Annotated in this window: 12 protein-coding genes and 1 pseudogene; 11 read left to right on the forward strand and 2 right to left on the reverse strand. The window is 45.4% G+C overall.

The features are described 5' to 3' along the window. The first annotated feature begins 112 nt into the window (after nt 1-112). The 11 genes and pseudogenes from ftsY (at nt 113) to dusB (ending at nt 16,559) form a co-directional block, all read left to right on the forward strand. Nucleotides 113-1,054, forward strand: coding sequence for a signal recognition particle-docking protein FtsY (gene ftsY, locus AO382_RS07975; protein WP_064619905.1), 942 nt, complete (start codon nt 113-115; stop codon nt 1,052-1,054). Further along, nucleotides 1,051-1,673 (forward strand): annotated as a pseudogene (locus tag AO382_RS07980) (methylated-DNA--[protein]-cysteine S-methyltransferase). Before ftsY ends, AO382_RS07980 begins: the two are co-directional and overlap by 4 nt. Before the next feature lie 38 nt (nt 1,674-1,711). Beyond that, nucleotides 1,712-2,737, forward strand: a complete 1,026-nt coding sequence (locus tag AO382_RS07985; RefSeq protein WP_064619911.1) for a quinone-dependent dihydroorotate dehydrogenase — start codon at nt 1,712-1,714, stop codon at nt 2,735-2,737. 4 nt (nt 2,738-2,741) lie between these two features. After that, nucleotides 2,742-3,254 (forward strand): CvpA family protein, encoded by a 513-nt coding sequence (locus AO382_RS07990; protein WP_064619914.1) that lies wholly within the window; start codon nt 2,742-2,744, stop codon nt 3,252-3,254. A gap of 65 nt (nt 3,255-3,319) precedes the next feature. Continuing rightward, nucleotides 3,320-4,849 carry an amidophosphoribosyltransferase gene (gene purF / locus AO382_RS07995; RefSeq protein WP_064619917.1) on the forward strand — a complete coding sequence of 510 codons (1,530 nt, stop codon included), beginning with the start codon at nt 3,320-3,322 and terminating at the stop codon, nt 4,847-4,849. A 240-nt stretch (nt 4,850-5,089) separates the two neighbouring features. After that, nucleotides 5,090-6,421, forward strand: coding sequence for a lytic murein transglycosylase (locus AO382_RS08000; protein ID WP_064619921.1), 1,332 nt, complete (start codon nt 5,090-5,092; stop codon nt 6,419-6,421). Between the two features lie 122 nt (nt 6,422-6,543). Continuing rightward, nucleotides 6,544-8,658 (forward strand): excinuclease ABC subunit UvrB, encoded by a 2,115-nt coding sequence (gene uvrB / locus AO382_RS08005; protein WP_064619924.1) that lies wholly within the window; start codon nt 6,544-6,546, stop codon nt 8,656-8,658. A 66-nt stretch (nt 8,659-8,724) separates the two neighbouring features. Beyond that, complete coding sequence (locus AO382_RS08010) at nt 8,725-9,315, forward strand: uracil-DNA glycosylase family protein (protein ID WP_227513661.1); 591 nt, start codon at nt 8,725-8,727, stop codon at nt 9,313-9,315. Nucleotides 9,316-9,400: 85 nt separating this feature from the next. After that, a complete protein-coding gene (locus AO382_RS08015; RefSeq protein WP_064619930.1) occupies nt 9,401-13,348 on the forward strand; it encodes a UvrD-helicase domain-containing protein in 3,948 nt (1,315 codons plus the stop codon). A gap of 34 nt (nt 13,349-13,382) precedes the next feature. Continuing rightward, nucleotides 13,383-15,431, forward strand: a complete 2,049-nt coding sequence (gene recD / locus AO382_RS08020; RefSeq protein ID WP_064619934.1) for an exodeoxyribonuclease V subunit alpha — start codon at nt 13,383-13,385, stop codon at nt 15,429-15,431. Between the two features lie 111 nt (nt 15,432-15,542). Further along, the gene (gene dusB / locus AO382_RS08025) at nt 15,543-16,559 is read left to right on the forward strand and encodes a tRNA dihydrouridine synthase DusB (RefSeq protein ID WP_064619937.1); all 1,017 of its coding nucleotides are present in this window, start codon (nt 15,543-15,545) and stop codon (nt 16,557-16,559) included. A gap of 58 nt (nt 16,560-16,617) precedes the next feature. Here dusB and nfsB read toward each other — a convergent pair whose 3' ends face one another. After that, nucleotides 16,618-17,274: an oxygen-insensitive NAD(P)H nitroreductase gene (gene nfsB, locus AO382_RS08030; protein WP_064619939.1), complete on the reverse strand. Its 657-nt coding sequence runs from the start codon at nt 17,272-17,274 to the stop codon at nt 16,618-16,620. After that, nucleotides 17,274-18,923 (reverse strand): exodeoxyribonuclease VII large subunit, encoded by a 1,650-nt coding sequence (gene xseA, locus AO382_RS08035; RefSeq protein ID WP_064620013.1) that lies wholly within the window; start codon nt 18,921-18,923, stop codon nt 17,274-17,276. The genes nfsB and xseA overlap by 1 nt, the downstream gene beginning before the upstream one ends. Between the last annotated feature and the right edge of the window lie 42 nt (nt 18,924-18,965).

The raw sequence follows: 18,965 nt of genomic DNA on the forward strand, positions 1-18,965 counted from the left end.
CCGATCCCCAAGCATGTTATGACAGGCTTGGGGATTTTTGTGTAATGAATTTTGGGCGAATTTGTGTTACAATCACAATCAATGACCAAATCATAAAATCGTAAGGCAGGATATGAGCGAAAACGAAAAAGGCGGCTGGTTTTCCCGCATGAAAGCTGGACTATCAAAGTCAAGCAAAAACTTATCAGAAGGGCTGGTTAGTGTCTTAGTTGGTGGCAAAGAGATTGATGATGAGCTGCTTGAAGAAGTTGAAGATCAGCTACTGGTTGCTGATATTGGTGTCAATGCCACCAATCGTATTATCAAAAATCTCACCGAGCAGACTGCGCGTGGTGATTTGATTTACTCGCATGCTTTGTATAAAGCACTCAAAACCGAGCTGACCGACATTTTGACGCCAAAAGTTGCACCTTTGATTATTGATACCACCAAAAAACCCTTCGTCATCTTGATGGTGGGCGTTAATGGCGTTGGTAAGACCACCACGATCGGCAAGCTTGCTAAGCGCCTACAAGCCGAAGGCAAATCAGTGATGCTTGCTGCTGGTGACACCTTTCGGGCAGCGGCGACCGAGCAGCTTCAAATCTGGGGCGAGCGAAATGGCATCCCTGTCGTCGCTCAAGGACATGGCTCAGACAGTGCTTCGGTAATTTTTGATGCCATGCAGTCTGCCAAGGCAAAGGGTATTGATGTGCTCATCGCTGATACAGCAGGGCGCCTACAAAATAAAACCTATCTCATGAATGAGCTTGAAAAAGTCGTCCGCGTGATGAAAAAGGGCGACGAGACAGCCCCCCATGAGACAATGATCGTGCTAGATGCAGGCACAGGTCAAAACGCCATTAATCAAGTGCAGGTATTTTCAGAAGCAGTGAATTTAACTGGCATCAGTGTTACAAAGCTTGATGGGACAGCCAAAGGTGGCGTGGTATTTAATATCGCCCAAAATACGGATATTCCCATCCGTTTTATCGGCGTTGGAGAGGGTATTGACGACCTACAGCCATTTAAGCCAAAAGATTTTGTTGATGCACTTTTGGAAAAAGAAGAATGACGAGCGAGGCGGTCAGCACCAACTATCATCCGCCAAGTTTTTTACCTGATTTGCCAACCATGCGCTTGACTGCTAGTAACGGCAAGCTTGTTTTGCTTGATTGGCAAGATATCAAAACCCAAAAACTGCTCAATCAAGCCAATCAGCATGCGGTATTTATGAAACCGTCTCAATTAGATATAAATCAGCCCAATCAGGCGATTCTTTTACAGATCATTGAGCAGCTTAATGAGTACTTTGATGGTACTCGCAGGCACTTTAGCATACCGCTTGATATTTCTTATGGTACCCAGTTTCAGCAGCAGGTTTGGGCGGCACTGTTGACGATTGATTATGGTCAGACCATCAGCTATGCCGAGCTTGCCGCACGCATTGGCAATCCCAAAGCCTATCGTGCCTGCGCCAACGCCAATGGCAAAAATCCCTTGAGTTTACTCATTCCATGCCACCGAGTGGTCGCCTCTGATGGTAGTTTGGGCGGCTACACTGGCGGCATCGCTATTAAAAAAGCACTGTTGGATCTTGAGAGGGCGCATCGCTTGCGCTAACTTGGTTGCATTTGTGTATATAAGCCAAAATAAAAACACCCACTGATTTTGATTATTTATGCTATAATTAGATGATTTCATTTCACATTTGATGGTTGAGGGGGTGTTTATGCCTTATGCGCTGCTGCGTCCGTTATTATTTAGTATGGATCCTGAGCAAGCACACGAAAAGACGCTTGAGATGCTTGAATCCGCCAATAAAGCGCATCTTTTGGGTTTTGTGTATGCCAAGCAGGCGCTGTCTACCGAGTGCATGGGCATCTCTTTATTAAATCCTGTGGGTCTGGCGGCAGGCTTGGATAAAAATGGCGAATACATCGATGCCTTAAGCGAGCTAGGATTTGGGTTTTTAGAAATTGGCACCGTTACCCCAAGACCTCAATCAGGCAATGAAAAACCTCGTTTATTCCGCATCAAAGAAGCGCATGGCATCATCAATCGAATGGGATTTAACAATCATGGCGTAGACGCGATGATTGATAATATTGAACGGACAAAGTATCAAGGCGTGCTTGGAATTAATATCGGCAAAAATGCCACCACCCCTGTTGAAAATGCGCTTGATGATTATATTTATTGTCTTGAGCGTGTGTATCCATACGCGAGTTATATCACCATTAATATCTCAAGCCCGAATACCAAAAATTTGCGAGACTTACAAAGCGGTGATGCGCTATCACAGCTGCTTGATGGCATCAAAAACTGCCAACTTCGCTTAGCTAACGACTATGGATTTTATGTCCCTTTGGCGTTGAAGATTGCGCCTGATTTGGATTTAAGCCAAATTGATGAAATCTCTCGCACTGTCCTTGATTTTGAGATCGATGGTTTGATTGCAACAAATACCACCTTATCACGTACAGGCGTTGAGGGCTTTCGTCATGGAGAAGAAGCAGGTGGATTATCTGGTCGTCCTGTAAACCATCAAAGTACACTAATATTGTCTCAATTTGCAGATCGTATCGCTGATAAAGTGGATTTGATTGGCGTGGGTGGTATCGAGACAGGCGAGCTTGCTGTCAAAAAAATTCATGCAGGCGCCAAAGCGGTTCAGTTATACTCTGGGCTTATTTATAAAGGTCCCGGACTGGTTACAGACTGTGTGCAGGCGCTCTCAGGCGATCGCTACGGATAAGCCTATGAATTGGATTGATATCATTATCAGCATTGTTGTACTTTTGGGTATTTGGCGTGGTTTTACTGCTGGTATCATAAAAAGTATGGCAATGCTTTTGTCGTGGTTCATCGCCTTGGTTGTCGCATCAAAGACGGCAAACAGCTTTTCTCATATTTTTGCCCCATTTGTCGATAATTCGGTTCTGCAAGTTGCCATGGCTTTTATTGCCATCATGCTGATCACTGTTTTGCTTGTCGGCACAGCTGCCAACATATTGGCGCGCTCATTTAAGGCGCTAAAGCTGGGATTTTTGGATCGTATTGGTGGGGGTATGTTTGGTGCTGCTACCGGCGTGCTGAAGGTTTTGGTTGTACTAAGTATCATTTCTCCTGTATTGGCGCTGATGCCTGTGGCTCAGTCGTCTGTGCTTGTTCCAAGCTTATTACCGTACGCACCAGTGGCAAAAAATTTATTACATAAGGCATTTGACAGCACTTGGAATCAGCTGGAAAATCCCTATAAAGACCAACAATGATGATATAACTTAACATCAGCTTTCGATAATTATTAATTTATTGTTATCAATAATTTGGAGTAAATATGTGTGGTGTAATCGGCGTCATGGCGCATGAACCCGTCAATCAAATGTTGTATGATGGCTTAACCATGCTACAGCACCGCGGTCAAGATGCAGCAGGCATTGTCACCCTAAAAGACAATCGCTTCTATCTGCGTAAAGACAATGGCATGGTGCGCGATGTGTTCTTGAATCAGCATATGGTGCGCTTGGTGGGTAACTGCGGCATTGGTCATGTGCGCTATCCGACAGCTGGCACTTCTAGCACCGCAGAAGCTCAGCCTTTGTATGTTAACTCGCCTTATGGCATTACTTTGGCGCATAATGGCAACTTGACCAATGCTGAAAAACTGGCTCGTGAGCTGTACGAAGAAGATCGCCGTCATCTAAACACTCAGTCAGATTCTGAAGTATTGCTAAATATTTTTGCGCATGAGCTCCAAAAATTCACCAAGCCTGCTTTGGCGTCTGGCGATATTTTTGAGGCGTTGACTAAGCTGTATAAACGCTGTGAAGGTGCCTTTGGTGTGGTGGCTTTGATTACGGGTCATGGATTGGTGGCATTTCGCGATCCTAACGGCATTCGCCCATTGATTTATGGACGCCGATTGACCGAAAAAGGCATAGAGTATATGGTGGCATCAGAGTCAGTGGCTTTGCAGGCATTGGGCTTTGAGGTAGTCAGAGACATTGCACCTGGCGAAGCGATTTTTATTGATCTAAATCACAGCCTCCATACACATCAGTGCGTGCCAGTCAAAGAAGGGCAATACACGCCTTGTATCTTTGAATACGTGTATTTTGCGCGTCCTGATTCGATCATTGATAATATTTCCGTTCACAAAGCGCGTATGCGCATGGGCGAAAAATTGGCAGATCAAATTTTGCGCGAGTGGGGTGAAGATCATGGTATTGATGTGGTGATTCCAATTCCTGATACATCAAGAAACTCAGCGCTTGAATTGGCGGTGCGTTTGAATGTCAAGTATCGCGAAGGTTTTAATAAAAATCGCTATATCGGCCGCACTTTTATCATGCCAGGTCAGCAGCAGCGCAAAAAAAGCGTACGCCAAAAACTAAACGCCGTACCGCTAGAATTTAAAAACAAAAACGTGCTTTTGGTGGATGATTCAATCGTACGCGGCACCACGTGCTATGAGATCATTCAGATGGCGCGCGATGCGGGCGCCAAAAATGTCTTTTTTGCGTCAGCAGCGCCGCCGGTGATGTATCCGAATGTCTATGGTATTGATATGCCTGTGCGTAGCGAACTGATCTCATCGGGTCGCAGTGTTGAGGAAGTGCGCGAGATTATCGGTGCAGATCGTTTGATTTTCCAAGACTTAGACGATTTGATTGAATCGGTCAGCGACACCAAGCACAGCCGAGTGGATGGCTTTGATTGTTCGGTTTTTGATGGCAAATATATCGCAGGTAATATCGATGAAGCCTATTTGACCGACCTTCAAAATAAACGAAATGATGCCGTCAAAGACAAAGGCGTGACCTTGGTTGATACGCCTGTTGATATGACGGGTGTCTCTGCGGTCTAGGGATTTTAAAGAGTAAAAAAGAGTAAAACAGCGTCAAAATTGATTTGGCGCTGTTTTTTTTATTTGGCAAATGTCATTAAGCAGTTAAACTTATCCGTTATCATTTTATGATTAACCACGAAATTGAATCTACAAAATTGCTAAAATTTTTGCTCATTTTATGTGATAATGATCGACTTTTTGCCTGATTCTTGCTAAAGTGATTTGGCATATGATTCATAGACATTGTTGGAAATACTTATGACAAAAAAAACTTTTCCTTGGTCAGCCCTACCTTTGACGATTTCGGCGCTGCTTTTGGCATCTTGTGCATCACAGCCCGCCCCCGATCGTGCGCCAATCAAAGTGGTGCAAGCCACGCCTCAGCCTACAACCAAGCCACCTGTTGTGGTTCAAAAAGCGCCACCTGTTGTGGTTCAAACACCTACAGTGGCTAAGCCAAGTACCGGCATTGAGTATCAATATGGCAGCTTTGGTGAGTGGAAAAGTGACTTTATGCACCGCGCGGTATCTCAAGGTGCCAATCCCAATATTTTAAATTCATTGATGGCGGGCGCAATGCTAAGTCAGCGCGTGATTGATTTGGATCGTAGCCAAGCTGAATTTACCAAAATGCCTTGGGAATATGTCGAGTCAGCCGCCTCTTCAAATCGCATCAGTCAAGGTAAATCCAAATTAAATGAAAATCTAAGCATCTTGACCTCAGCCGAATCCATCTATGGTACACCAAAAGAGATCACCACTGCCATTTGGGGTATGGAGTCGTCGTACGGTGCCGGCATGGGCAGTATGGATTTGGTGAATGCATTATCAAGCCTGGCTTATGATGGTCGCCGCCGTGAATTTGCTGAAAGTCAGCTGATTTCTATGGTTCGAATGATTGAGCGTGGTGATGTGACAGCATCTCAGCTGCAGGGCTCATGGGCAGGTGGTATGGGGCATACTCAGTTTATCCCGACCACATGGATGCAAGAGGGCGTCGATGGTAATGGTGATGGACGCAAAGACCCTTGGAGCCGCCAAGATGCTTTAACGTCCACTGCAAGTTATCTGGCAAATGCTGGATGGGTGCGCGGCTTGCAGCCTTTTTATGAGGTACGGTTGCCTGCTGGGTTTGACTTCTCGCAGCTAAATACCAAGCGCAGTCTCGATGCCTGGAAGGCATCTGGATTGGTCAGTACAAGTGGCGAATATTTCGGCGGCGCACATGAAGCTGAGCTGTGGCTACCTGCGGGTCAATACGGACCAGCTTTATTGCTCACCAAAAATTTTGATGTCATTCGAGTGTATAATAACTCATCAAGCTATGCCTTGGGCGTGTCATTATTAGCCAAGCAAATCGCAGGGGGTTCTGGGTTAATTCAATCTTGGCCACGTCATGAGCAGCCATTGTCAAGAAGCCAAATTTTGACCCTTCAGCGCAACTTAACCACACAAGGCTTTGATACTCAAGGTATTGATGGTGTGGCGGGCAGTAATACACGCCGTGCCTTTGCACGCTGGCAAGCTGCTAATGGTCAGGTGCCAGATGGCTTTATCAGTCAGCGCACCGCAGGTAATTTGATTTGGTAAGCTTATTGGTATCATTAGCCATTTTTGACTGAGGATAATTGCCCTTGCAAAACCCCATTATCACCCCCATGATAATGGGGTTTTTGTTGATTTAATTATTTAAAGAAGAAAAAGAATCCATTATGCGACTGCCCGAAACTTCCAGAGCCGAACGCCAAACCAATCAGCTGGCTCGCGAGCTCCAAGAAAAAGCTCAGCTTACTGGCGTGAATGTGTCAGGAACTCAAATCTCAAGCCAAGCCTTTGACATGGTGACCGACTTTGAGCCGTCAGGGGATCAGCCTGCGGCGATCTCCAAACTCGTCAAAGGGATTGAATCGGGTATGCACGGGCAGCTTTTGTTAGGCGTCACAGGATCAGGTAAAACCTATACCATGGCAAAGGTGATCGCCGAGAGCGGGCGTCCTGCCATTATTATGGCGCATAATAAGACTTTGGCAGCTCAGCTGTATGGCGAATTTAAGGCATTTTTTCCACATAATGCGGTTGAATATTTTGTCAGTTATTATGATTATTATCAGCCCGAAGCTTATGTGCCTGCCAGCGATACTTTTATCGAAAAAGACAGCGCCATCAATGATCATATTGATCAGATGCGCCTATCGGCGACGCGTGCTTTGCTTGAGCGGCGTGATGCCATCATTGTGGCGTCTGTGTCAGCCATTTATGGTCTGGGCGACCCTGAAAGTTATCTAAAAATGCTACTTCATATCGTCGTCGGCGATCGGGTGCATCGAGATGCGATGATAAAAAGGCTTGTTGAGCTGCAATATGAGCGTAATGAGCTGGACTTTGGGCGCGGTACTTATCGCTTGCGTGGGGAGACTTTGGATGTATATCCTGCCGAAAGTGAAAGCTTGGCGGTGCGCATTTCTATGTTTGATGATGAAGTGGAAAAAATCACTTGGTTTGATCCATTGACTGGTAAAAATATCAAATCCGTGCCACGCATCACCATTTATCCCAAATCACACTATGTCACCCCAAAAGAAAAGCTAGAAGCTGCCAGCGCCACGATCAAAGAAGAGCTTGCCCAAAGGCTAGAATATTTTCGTGCCAATGATAAGCTTATCGAAGCGCAGCGCATCAAAGAGCGCACTCAATACGATCTTGAGATGATTCAGCAGCTCGGCTATTGTAACGGCATTGAAAACTATTCTCGCCATCTGTCGGGTCGACCAGCAGGTGAAGCGCCGCCGACATTGTTTGACTATATTCCATCGGATGCACTGCTGTTCATTGATGAAAGTCACGTCACTGTGCCACAAATCGGTGCGATGTATAAAGGCGATAAGAGCCGCAAAGAGACGCTTGTTCAATATGGTTTTCGCTTGCCAAGCGCCATGGATAATAGACCCATGAAGTTTGAAGAATGGGAGCGTATCTCGCCTACCACCATCTATGTGTCTGCCACGCCAGCCAATTATGAGCTTGAAAAATCCGAGCAAGTCGTCGAGCAGGTGGTGCGCCCAACGGGCTTGGTCGATCCTGTGCTTGAGATTCGCCCAGTGCTGACTCAGGTGGATGATGTGCTGAGTGAGATTAACCTTAGAAAGCCTTTGGATGAGCGCGTACTGATCACGACGCTGACCAAGCGTATGGCAGAAGATTTGACCAGTTATCTCAAGGAATACGGCATCAAGGTGGCATATTTGCACTCAGACATCGATACCGTTGAGCGCATGAAAATCATTCATGAGCTGCGCACAGGCATTTATGATGTGCTGGTGGGGATCAACTTACTTCGTGAAGGTCTTGATATGCCTGAAGTGAGTCTTGTGGCGATTTTTGATGCTGATAAAGAAGGGTTTTTGCGCTCGGAGCGCTCACTGATACAGACCATCGGTAGGGCAGCTCGGCATGTAAATGGTAAAGCCATCTTATATGCCAATACCATCACGCCAAGTATGCAAAAAGCCATTGATGAGACTGAGCGACGACGCGCCAAGCAAATCGCCTTCAACGAAGCGCATGGCATCACGCCCAAGTCAGCCAGCCGCGCCATCACTGATAAAATTGATACAGGTGATGATGAAAATACCGAAGTGGTGCAGATTATTTTATCTGAAGCACTGGCAGGCGTGGATGAAAATATCCTACATTCGCCAAAGCTGCTCGCCAAAGAAATTGCTCGCTTAGAAAAACAAATGCAGGTATTATCACGCGAGCTAAAATTTGAAGAAGCTGCAAAAGTGCGTGACACAGTCATTGCACTCAAAGAACTTTTGGTCAAATAAACTTATAATGACGATGTCTTTACTTTTTAAGTATAAAGTAAAGACAAATCCATGTTTAATCAACCTATGACAACAAAAACGATCCATACACACCCTTTACCGCCTTTCACACCGCTTAATGCGCGCGTGATGATGCTTGGCAGCTTTCCGCCGCCGCCTGAGCGCTGGAAAATGCCATTTTATTATCCAAATTATAATAATGATATGTGGCGCATTTTGGGCTTGGTATTTTTTGGTGATGCTGAGCGATTTATTGATAAAGCCAACAAAACCTTTTATCAAGATGAGATTGAAAAATTTTTGGTGAGTGCAGGCATCGCCATCGGTGATACGGCTTATCAGGTGATCCGCCAAAAAGACAATGCTTCTGATCAGTTTTTACAGATCATAACGCCCACAGATATCGAAAGCATACTTAGGCAGCTGCCACAGTGCCACGCTGTGATCACCACTGGCGAAAAAGCCACCGAAGTTTTATGTCAACAATTCACCAGCCAAAAAACACCCAAAATCGGTGAGCAGGTGCAGCTGTTGATCGCCAATCGGTGTATTGACTTATACCGCTTGCCGTCATCATCACGGGCGTATCCTTTGGCGATCGATAAAAAAGCCGATGTTTATCGACAGGTTTTTGATGCGCTTGGTCTGCTTACATAATATTCTGCTTACATAATATAAAGTCGGACTGGATTTTGGGCGCATATTTGCTAAAATACTAAAACCGACGCAACCAGATACAGCAATGACCGATATTATCTTGCCCACGCTGCTAACAGCACCCAAACATTCTGAACAAACTGAGCAAATTGCCGCCTTGCAATGCACACTTGAGCAGGCGTATTTGATCGAAGCTTCGGCAGGTACTGGCAAGACTTGGACGCTGACGGGGATTATTTTACGCCTATTAATCGAAAAAAAATATCCACCTGAGCGCATCATCGCTACGACGTTTACTCGGGCAGCTGCCGCCGAGATGCAAGAGCGCATCAGTGAGCGGCTGCACAGCTTTTATGGGTTGGTGCGCTGGCTACAAGGTATGGCGAGCACACAGCCTGAGTGGTTTGACGGGGCGGCGCCCATGGATCAGATCATCACGTATGCCACTGAAGCTGGGCATGACGCCGCTGATCCCATCAATGAGCATTTACTTGAATTTATCCTATCTCAGCCAGCGACGTTCTTAAATGAAGTGATTTATCGTACAGGGCTTTTACTGACGTCTTTGGATAAGCTGTTTGTTGGCACGCTAGATAGCCTTGCCCAAAAATGGCTCAATGAATTTGCCGCCCAAATCGGTCATCAGTCCGGCATGGAGATTTTGAATCACGCTGAACAAAAAGTCACCGCCATCGTCCATGATGAGCTACGCGCCGAAGAAGTCAGACTAAAGCACGCCCATCCTGAATTTTATCAAATCTTCAAAGCGTTTTATCCGAATTTTTTTAGTCAAGTGGCTGCGGTCGCAAGTATCGTCAATAAAGCCATCGACTTTTATTCTGCGCCCATTGATGAGCTGAATATGCCTGCAGATACAGATATCAGCTCAGCCCAAACGGTGATTGACCAAATTTTAAACACTAATTTTACAGGATTTACGCCATATTTTGATACTGATTTTCGTAAAAGTGTGTCCATGAACCAAAGTCTAGGCTTTGGTAAACAGATTCATCATCTGCCACATGTGTTGTCTTTGATCCAAAAACATGGGGCGCTGTTTGTTAATTTTGTGGATGATGACGCGCTTAAGCTGATTGATAGCATCACTAAAGCGGCTGAAAAAGAGTGGCAAATTTTTAATAAAAGCGCAAATCCAAGCGATGTGCATCAATTTATCGCACTGCCAATTCAAGCGCTCAGTGATATTGCTAATCTTTATACCGCTCTTGGTGAACAAGCCAAGCTGTATCATGGGCACATCTGCCGACACATCATTGTAAGTGCAAAAAATCAGATCGCCCAACGGCTTGAAACACAGAATCAGACCACATTTACCTTGCAAATGGTGAGATTGAATGAAGCGCTTGGCAATAGTCCTGCACTTGCGCGGCACATTCGCCATCATTATCCTGTGGCTTTGATTGATGAATCTCAAGATGTCAATGGGCTACAAGTTGAGCTCATTGAGCGGGTCTATCTCACTGAGATTGCCCATTATCACAAAAGTCTTATCCGCTATGAGCAAATCGGTGGTGATAAACCGAAATTGCCCCGAGGGTTTTTGCTATTGGTTGGAGATCCCAAGCAGGCAATTTATCGCTTTCGGGGCGGTGATGTTACCAATTATAATTTGATCAAGCACTATGGCAACCAAGATGCGCTCATCAAAGCGCCGCTGATCGATCAGTCGCTGTCTTTGACGGTCAATCGCCGCTCAAGCAAAGCATTGATTGAGGCGCTCAATGCATGGTTTGAAAATAACGGTCAAGAGGGCGTCGCCAATCATGCAAATTTGGGTCAAGGGATTTTTTATCAGCAGATCCAAGCGCATAAAGACAGCGGCGGTATCCAGTGGCAAGCTGATGCCTATGCTGATTATTATGGCAATCATCCCGTGGCGGTGCTGCATTTTGATCATATCGAAGGTAATCAAAAAGCCGACAAAAGAGCTGAAAAAATTGCTCAGCATATCAACACCATTTTACAAGGTGATCATACACTGCATAGTCAAAAGATCCTGCCAAAGCACATCGCGGTACTTGGGCGTACAGCCGATGCGCTAGATAAGATAAAAAGCAAGCTTGACCATCTGAAGATTCCAGCGGTCATCCCCAAAGAAATTAATGTCTTTATGACTCAAGCTGCGGATGATCTTTTGGCGCTCATTATCGCAATGGTACAGTCAAACCATAGCGAAAATTTGGGCAAATTTTTGGTCTCACGCTTGGTGGGTATGACGCTCAAGCAAGCGATGACTATCATCGAGCCAAATGAGCAGGATTTGAGTGATGCACCGTCAGATGCCCAAAGCTTAAAAACCCATATTTTAACTTATCTAAAAAAATCATACGAAAGATGGCAAAGATATGGGGTGTCATCAGCACTTGCCTATGCGCTTTATCATTCGCCCATCGATAGCGATCACGACAAATCGCCTTGGCTTAAGGCAGCCACTCAAGGCGAACGTTACTTGGCGGATCTTGAGCGATTGGTGGCATTGGTCAGTGAGCAATCGCAGCTGCATGAGATGCGCTTAATTGCTTGGTATCATAAACAGATGAGCGCTGATGTTGATAGCTACAATAAGCGTCCTATCCTACCTAGCGAAAGCGGCGTGAATTTGATGACCATTCATAAATCAAAAGGACTTGAATTTCCCATCGTGTATGTGATAGGGATGGATGAAAAGCCAAGAAATAACAATGGTTTGACGATCTATCCTTATAGTGATCATAATTTTCAGCGTCGCTTAAGTATAAGTAAAGGTAATCACATTGATGAAAGTTATTATCACGATATCAATCGTCAAGAATTGATTGATGAACTCAGACGCTTGGGCTATGTGGCATTGACGCGCGCTTCTGAACAGCTGTATATCGTGGGTGGTGATTTATCTAAAAAAGATTCTAAAGAAATGCCTTTGTATCAATGGCTTGACTGTGCAGGCGAAAAATCACTGAGCCTACCAGATAGGCTAAAAGACCTCGTGGGCTGGATCGCCATGACTGAAGCAGATTTATTAAGTCAGCCTTATCAAAATCAGCTGTCTAACCCTATCGCTAAAAATTATGCGCCATGGGATGTGGTTATGACCAAGACACAGTTTTTTGGAGAGCATAAAACCAGCTTTAGCGCACTGATCACTCGCTTGGATAAGTCTGTCATCCCTCCTGATGAAGCTGATATCGATCAGCTGTCTGTGATTACCGATACAGCAGCATTTGATCAGCTTGATGACATTCGTGCAAGTTTTTTTAAGGGCAGCGTGGCAGGTGATTTTTTGCATAAAGTCATGCAATTTTTGCCAACAGATCGTCTAAAATCAGCATCATCACAGGCTGCCTATGACATCATCAGTGGGGTGATCTATGAACAGGGGCGAAAACTTGGCATTGCCGAGCGCTATTTACCCACTTGGCAGGCGGGCGCTCGCATCCATGCTTCTGGCGGTCAAACCAATGATCATGATAAATTGGTCGCTTGGATTGATCAGCTTGCCTACGCGCCTTTTAGGGCGTCTCGTCGTTCACTGATGTCTCTGCCGATGACCGCTCAGCTGCGTGAGCTTAGCTTTACGTTGGGTCTTGGAGACAGCTTTAGTATCGCCCGCCTCAATGAGGTATTCAAAGCGCACAGCGATAAAGATCTGGTCCTGCTTGAAGATGACTATCGCACCATTTATTATCGTTATTTGCGCGGTGAGATTGATTTGGTTTATGAGTCTGATGGGCGATTTTTTATTGTGGATTATAAATCAAATTACTTGGGTGGTACGCCTGATGATTATCATGATCACGCCATGAGTGCCGCGATGGATAAGGTTGGCTATTGGCTACAAGCCGCAATTTATCAAGTGGCACTGCATCGACTTTTAAAGATTCGCTTAAAAGGCTATGTGGGGAATGAGGCACATTATCTGGGCGGCGTTGAATATGTCTTTTTACGCGGTGTTCAAGATGATGACGAAAATACAGGGCGTTTATTTTGGCAGCCGCCGCTGTCTTTGATTTTGGCGCTTGACGACATTTTATAAGTTAAAATTCACTATTAATGGCAGAGATAATAAGATGGCAGGGGATATCATTAGCCGATATGTGACCGATCGCATACAAGACAATCACCACTGGTATGCCAAAAAGCAAGTTTTGGCTGCTGAGTGCACGCTTGGCCTGCCTGACTTTGAGCTATATCATATCATGCAGGATGCTCTGTTATTTCAGCTCAATCAAGGACATACGATACTGCGCATCAATGATCATGACGACTTGAATAATCGTCATGGCTTGAATGGCGTGATACCCATTTGGCAACAAAAAATCATGGATTCATGCCTGACCGTGATAGCCCAGGCATTGGCAGATGAGGGCGTGGACTGGGCTGCGTTTTTTGATAATTATCATCATTGTGCAGAAGATCCTGCTAAGATCAAAGAATTCGTTGAGCACACCTTAAATAATTTTCGTTGGCAATTATCCTTACTTGATCATACAGTCATTGAAAATGAGCGGCTGACTGCGCTGTTTTTGTCCATGCTGCGTATTTACTATGTCTTATATAAAAAAGCCAATTCTTTGAGCCAATTTGTGAGTATTTTGGATAAGAACACTTTTTTTGGCGATATTTTGGCACCAAAGACTCAAAGCGTGCTTACTCATAAGCCGCCGATTTATTTTAGCCATCAAGCGGACGGGCTGTGTTTATGGACTCATCGCGCCTACCTGGCTGAATCACATCTGATGGCGCATATCTTGCGCATCAGTGAGGCCAAGGTGCCTGTATTTACTCTGGATCAGTTATCAAATAGCCTAAACGCCGAGCAGCGTGAAGCCATCAAGCTGGTCTCAAAGCAGGCATTTTGCTTAATCACTGGTGGTCCTGGGACGGGTAAGACCTTTACAGTTGCCCAGATTGTGATCGCGCTCAATCAGCTGCCCGAGCCTAAACTGGTGCGCTTGGGGCTTGCCGCGCCTACAGGTAAGGCGGCTCAGCGCATGAGCGAATCTTTGCTCAAATCCCTGGGTGAGAATAGCGATGTACAGCTGCCTGAACCTAAGACCATTCATCGCTTGCTTGGCATTGGGGCGGATGGCAGTCCGCGCTATCATGCCAAAAATCAGCTGCCGCTTGATATTTTGATTGTCGACGAGGCTTCCATGCTTGGCACAGAGCTGGCAAGTCAGCTGTTCGCCGCCATCGCCACTGGCTGCCGTGTGATTTTACTTGGTGATGCTCATCAGCTGGCTGCAGTTGATGCCGGCGCGGTGCTGGCTGATTTATGCCGAATTGATCGCCTAAAGCATTTGCGTGTCAATTTAACAGTCTCAAAACGCTTCACAGACACATCAGGGGTTGGTCAATTAGCAAGGCTAATTAATGATCATCGTCAAAACATACTCTTTGAGGAGGTGCAGCAGCTGATCGATCGTGACACAGAGATTGATTTTGAGCCCATCGCCCACGCTAAAATGAGTCATGACATATACCAAAAACTTAGCCAAGGCTATCAGGATTATTTTTTGGCAAGTAAACAGCTTCGTTTTAGTTTTGTAAAATTATCTGCTCAAGAGTCCATTGATAGCGTCAAAAAATTATTTGAAATATTGGACGCTTACCGCATTCTTTGTGCTTCACATCATGGCACATTTGGCGATGATCAGATCAATGATTACTTAAGCTCATCTCATCGAGCTTTTCAGAAAATACCGCCATCAGCTTCGCCTTGGTTTCATGGGCGTGTGGTGATGATCACCAAAAATTTATATGATTTGGGCTTATTTAATGGGGATATCGGTATTTGTTTGTGGGGATCGTCTGGCCTTAGCGTCTACTTTGAGGGTGAAAGTTTGCGCATGGTGGCGGTTGATATGTTAAGCGAGGCCGTCGTAAGCACTGCCTATGCCATCACAGTGCATAAATCACAAGGGTCTGAGTGGCAAAAAGTCGCCATTGTCTTTGACGAAAATAGCGAGCGGCTACTATCAAAGGAGCTGATTTATACTGCTGTCACGCGAGCAAAATCTGCGGTGCACATCTACAGTACGCGCGGCGCGCTGATGAATGCCATCAATACGCCTACGGTTCGTCAAACTGGGCTTGATAAAGTGAGCAGTATATGATGTGGCAGTCTCAACCAAAGCTTGGCAAACCTAAGATATAAATTTTATCCTACCTATGCATCAATGGCAAAATTGTGTCATAATATGCGATCCTAAAAAAGATATCTCAAAATGCAAGCATACTCAAAACCCCTTGAAAATCAACATATTTTACTACAGCCCTTATTCATTGGGGGCTTGCAGATTCAAAATAGATTGTTCGTAGCGCCGATGGCAGGGGTGACGGACAACCCTTTTCGTAGGCTTTGTAAGTCATTTGGCGCAGGTCATGCGGTCAGCGAGATGATCATTGCAGATACGGCGCTGTACGCACGTAAAAAATCTCTTTATCGCGCGAATTTTGATGGCGAAATTGCGCCCATCAGCGCACAGATTGCAGGGGCTGAGCCTGATAAACTGGCGCAAGCTGCCCAGTTTCAAGTCGACAATGGCGCTCAGATTGTTGATATTAATATGGGCTGTCCTGCCAAAAAAGTCTGCCGCAAGCTTGCAGGCTCGGCGCTACTTCAGGACGAAGATTTGGTTAAGCGACTGCTTGATAGTGCCGTCTCAGCAGTTGATGTGCCTGTGACCTTAAAAACTCGTTTGGGATTTGCCAACGGGCAAGAAAACATTCTTAATATCGCACAAATCGCTGAACAGTCAGGCGTGGCCGCCATCGCCATTCATGGGCGCACACGAGAGGATTTTTATACTGGTCAGGCGCGGTATGAGCTGATTCAGCAGGTTAAGCAATCAGTCAAAATACCCGTCATTGTCAATGGCGACATCGACAGCCCCCAAAAAGCCTTGGATGTTCAAGCCCAAACAGGGGCAGATGCCGTAATGATTGGGCGGGCAGCTCAAGGCAAGCCCTGGCTATTTCAGCAAATTATCCATTTTGCCAAGACTGGCGAGCTTTTGGCACCGCCTACGGTTGGCGAGATCCACGAAGTGGTCTTAAGACATTTAGATGAGTTATATCGCTTTTATGGGGAATATTCAGGGTGCCGCATTGCTCGTAAGCACATCGCATGGTACACGGGCGGTCTGCCCAATTCTAACGCCTTTCGCGATGCCATGTATGCGTGTGAGACCACCAAAGAGCAATTTACCGTGGTGGATGAATTTTTTAAGACAATTTCTTGAGTATTTTAATAAATAAAAAAAATGGATTGAGTGTGTATTTCAATCCATTTTTTATAATTTAAATAAACTTAATAACTTCTTCGGCATTTAGGCGTGCCTTGGGTAGATTTTTATTACCATCGTTTTGTGAGGCGTATCCAAGCGCAACCAGCACAGAGCTTTTTAATCCTTGATCAGCAAGACCAAACGCTTCATCTAGCACTGCCTGATCATAGCCGCCAATCGGCGTGGCACCAATCCCCATCAGTGATACCGCAAATAGCAGGTGCCCAAGCGCAATAAAGGTTTGATTTTCAGACCATTGGAATAATTTTGTTTGATCGTCTGCCAGTTGGGAAATATAATGATTGCAAAGTTCAAATCGCGCCTGCATGACCTCATCGCTAGCAAAACGTCCACCATCTTTTTCAGCTTGCAGCACCTTTTGTAAGTGAGCATCGCCCAAATCAGTGCGTGTGCACATGATGATGACATGCGATGCATTGTTAATTTTAGCGGCATTATGCGCATCACCGCCCACCATGGATTGGGTAATTTTAGCTTTGGTATCGGCGTTGTCCGTCACCAAAAATTGCCATGGCTGACTGTTGATAGATGAAGGCGCCAAACGAAGTGTCTCAAGTAGTTCATTAAGATCCGCTTCGCTGATTTTTTGGTTAGCATCATAGGCTTTACAAGTATAGCGGCTTTGGGCATGGTGTCGTGCAGTTGACATTATGACTCCTTATAAGAATTAATAGGTGTGATTAAGTGATCAGAACTTGGGTGCATACTGACATCTTCGATGATGGCACTGGCTGACCCATCTTTAAAAGTTATCTTAACTGACTGATTTTTTTGTAGCGTTTTGGCGCTTTGAATGATTTCATGGCTATGAGTGCTATTAACGATTGCATAGCCTTTTTGGAGCATTCGACTTGGATGCTGAATCAAGATTAAGCTTTGTAAATGCCGACAGTCATGTTTGGCTTTTTGCAAATGATCAAACACGATTTTATGCTGATTAAGATAAGTTTTTGTCGCATGTTTGGCTTGTAAGGTGATCGCTAAGCTTGATTTTTGGGTCTGAGCCAGTAGGGCGCTTAGTGCTAATTTTTCTTGATGATAGCGAAACTTGGCGGTGCTTTTGATATGGCTAAGCTGATATATATTGTCTTTTTTTGCCATACTGATGGCATGTAAACTGCTTCTTTTTATTCGCTCAATTTGCCGTTGGCTGTTTGACTGCGCTGTCGCCAGACGCGTGTTGGCAAGTTTGCTCAAATGCTCCATCGTAGCCACCGCCTGACGCGTCATCTTGACCAGATGCGCTTCGATACCAAGGACAACTTTTGATGGCGTATCAAAACTGGTATGCGCCACTTCATCAAGAATCACGGAGTCGCGCTCATGCCCAACGCCGACCCAGACGGGAATCGGGCATTCTGCCACCAAAGCCGCCAATTCAAAATTGTTCAGATACGCCAAATCACCAACCGCACCGCCGCCACGAATGATGACCAACAGATCCGGCAAAGTGTCATGTGCATTTTTAAAATTGCTTAAACTCTCAGAGATCGCAAGGCGTATCTCATCAGGGGCATGATTGCCTTGAAAAGTGGCATGATGATAGTGAAATTGGCAAGCGCCCGCCAAAGCGAGCCGATCAGCTTCAGCGCGAAAGTCACCCAAGCCTGCTGCCTTTTCAGGGGCGATCACGATGACATGACGAATATCAAACGGCATCGGATGTTGTTTGTTTAAATGAATCAGCCCTTCTTCAGCCAGTCGTTTTTTCATCTGCGCATAGGCAGCGGCGATCTCGCCTAGGGTATAGTTCGGATCAATATCGCTGATGTTTAGGCTAAAACCGTAATTGGTATGAAAACTGGCTGAGCACTTGACTAAGACTGAGACACCTGCTTGCAGGGTTTGACCAGTGATTTTCGCAAATTTGCCCATCACTGTCTTGGCACGAAATCGCCATAAAGTCGCGCGGCAGCTTGCGGTGATCTGATCGGCATCATCGGTCTCAGCCAACTCAAAGTAATAATGACCGCCCTTGGTATTCATGGCGCGGATCTCGGCGCGTATCCAAACTTCATGGTCAAAACTATCATCAATCACCATTTTGACCGCTGTCAAATAATCCGATAAAGACAGGTGAGTGCCCGCTAAATTGTTGTTATTTTCATCTGAAAGCTCTGCTTTGGCAAGCTGAGCTTCAAAACTTTCAGCAATTTGACGATGTTTATTTAATAGCGTTTCGGGGTCGGACGGGGCGGCGCCCAATGCTTCGGCGCGCTCTACGATGGAGTCTTTTGGCATAATTTTGGCGTGATTTAAGTGAGATAATATTGTAGCAAAGCCAAACCAAATTGGCAATTTTAAGCTTTTTAGGCTTTTTAAGTGGTTTTGTTTGAATAA

The sequence above is a fragment of the Moraxella catarrhalis genome, assembly GCF_001656295.1.
Lineage (GTDB): Bacteria > Pseudomonadota > Gammaproteobacteria > Pseudomonadales > Moraxellaceae > Moraxella > Moraxella veridica.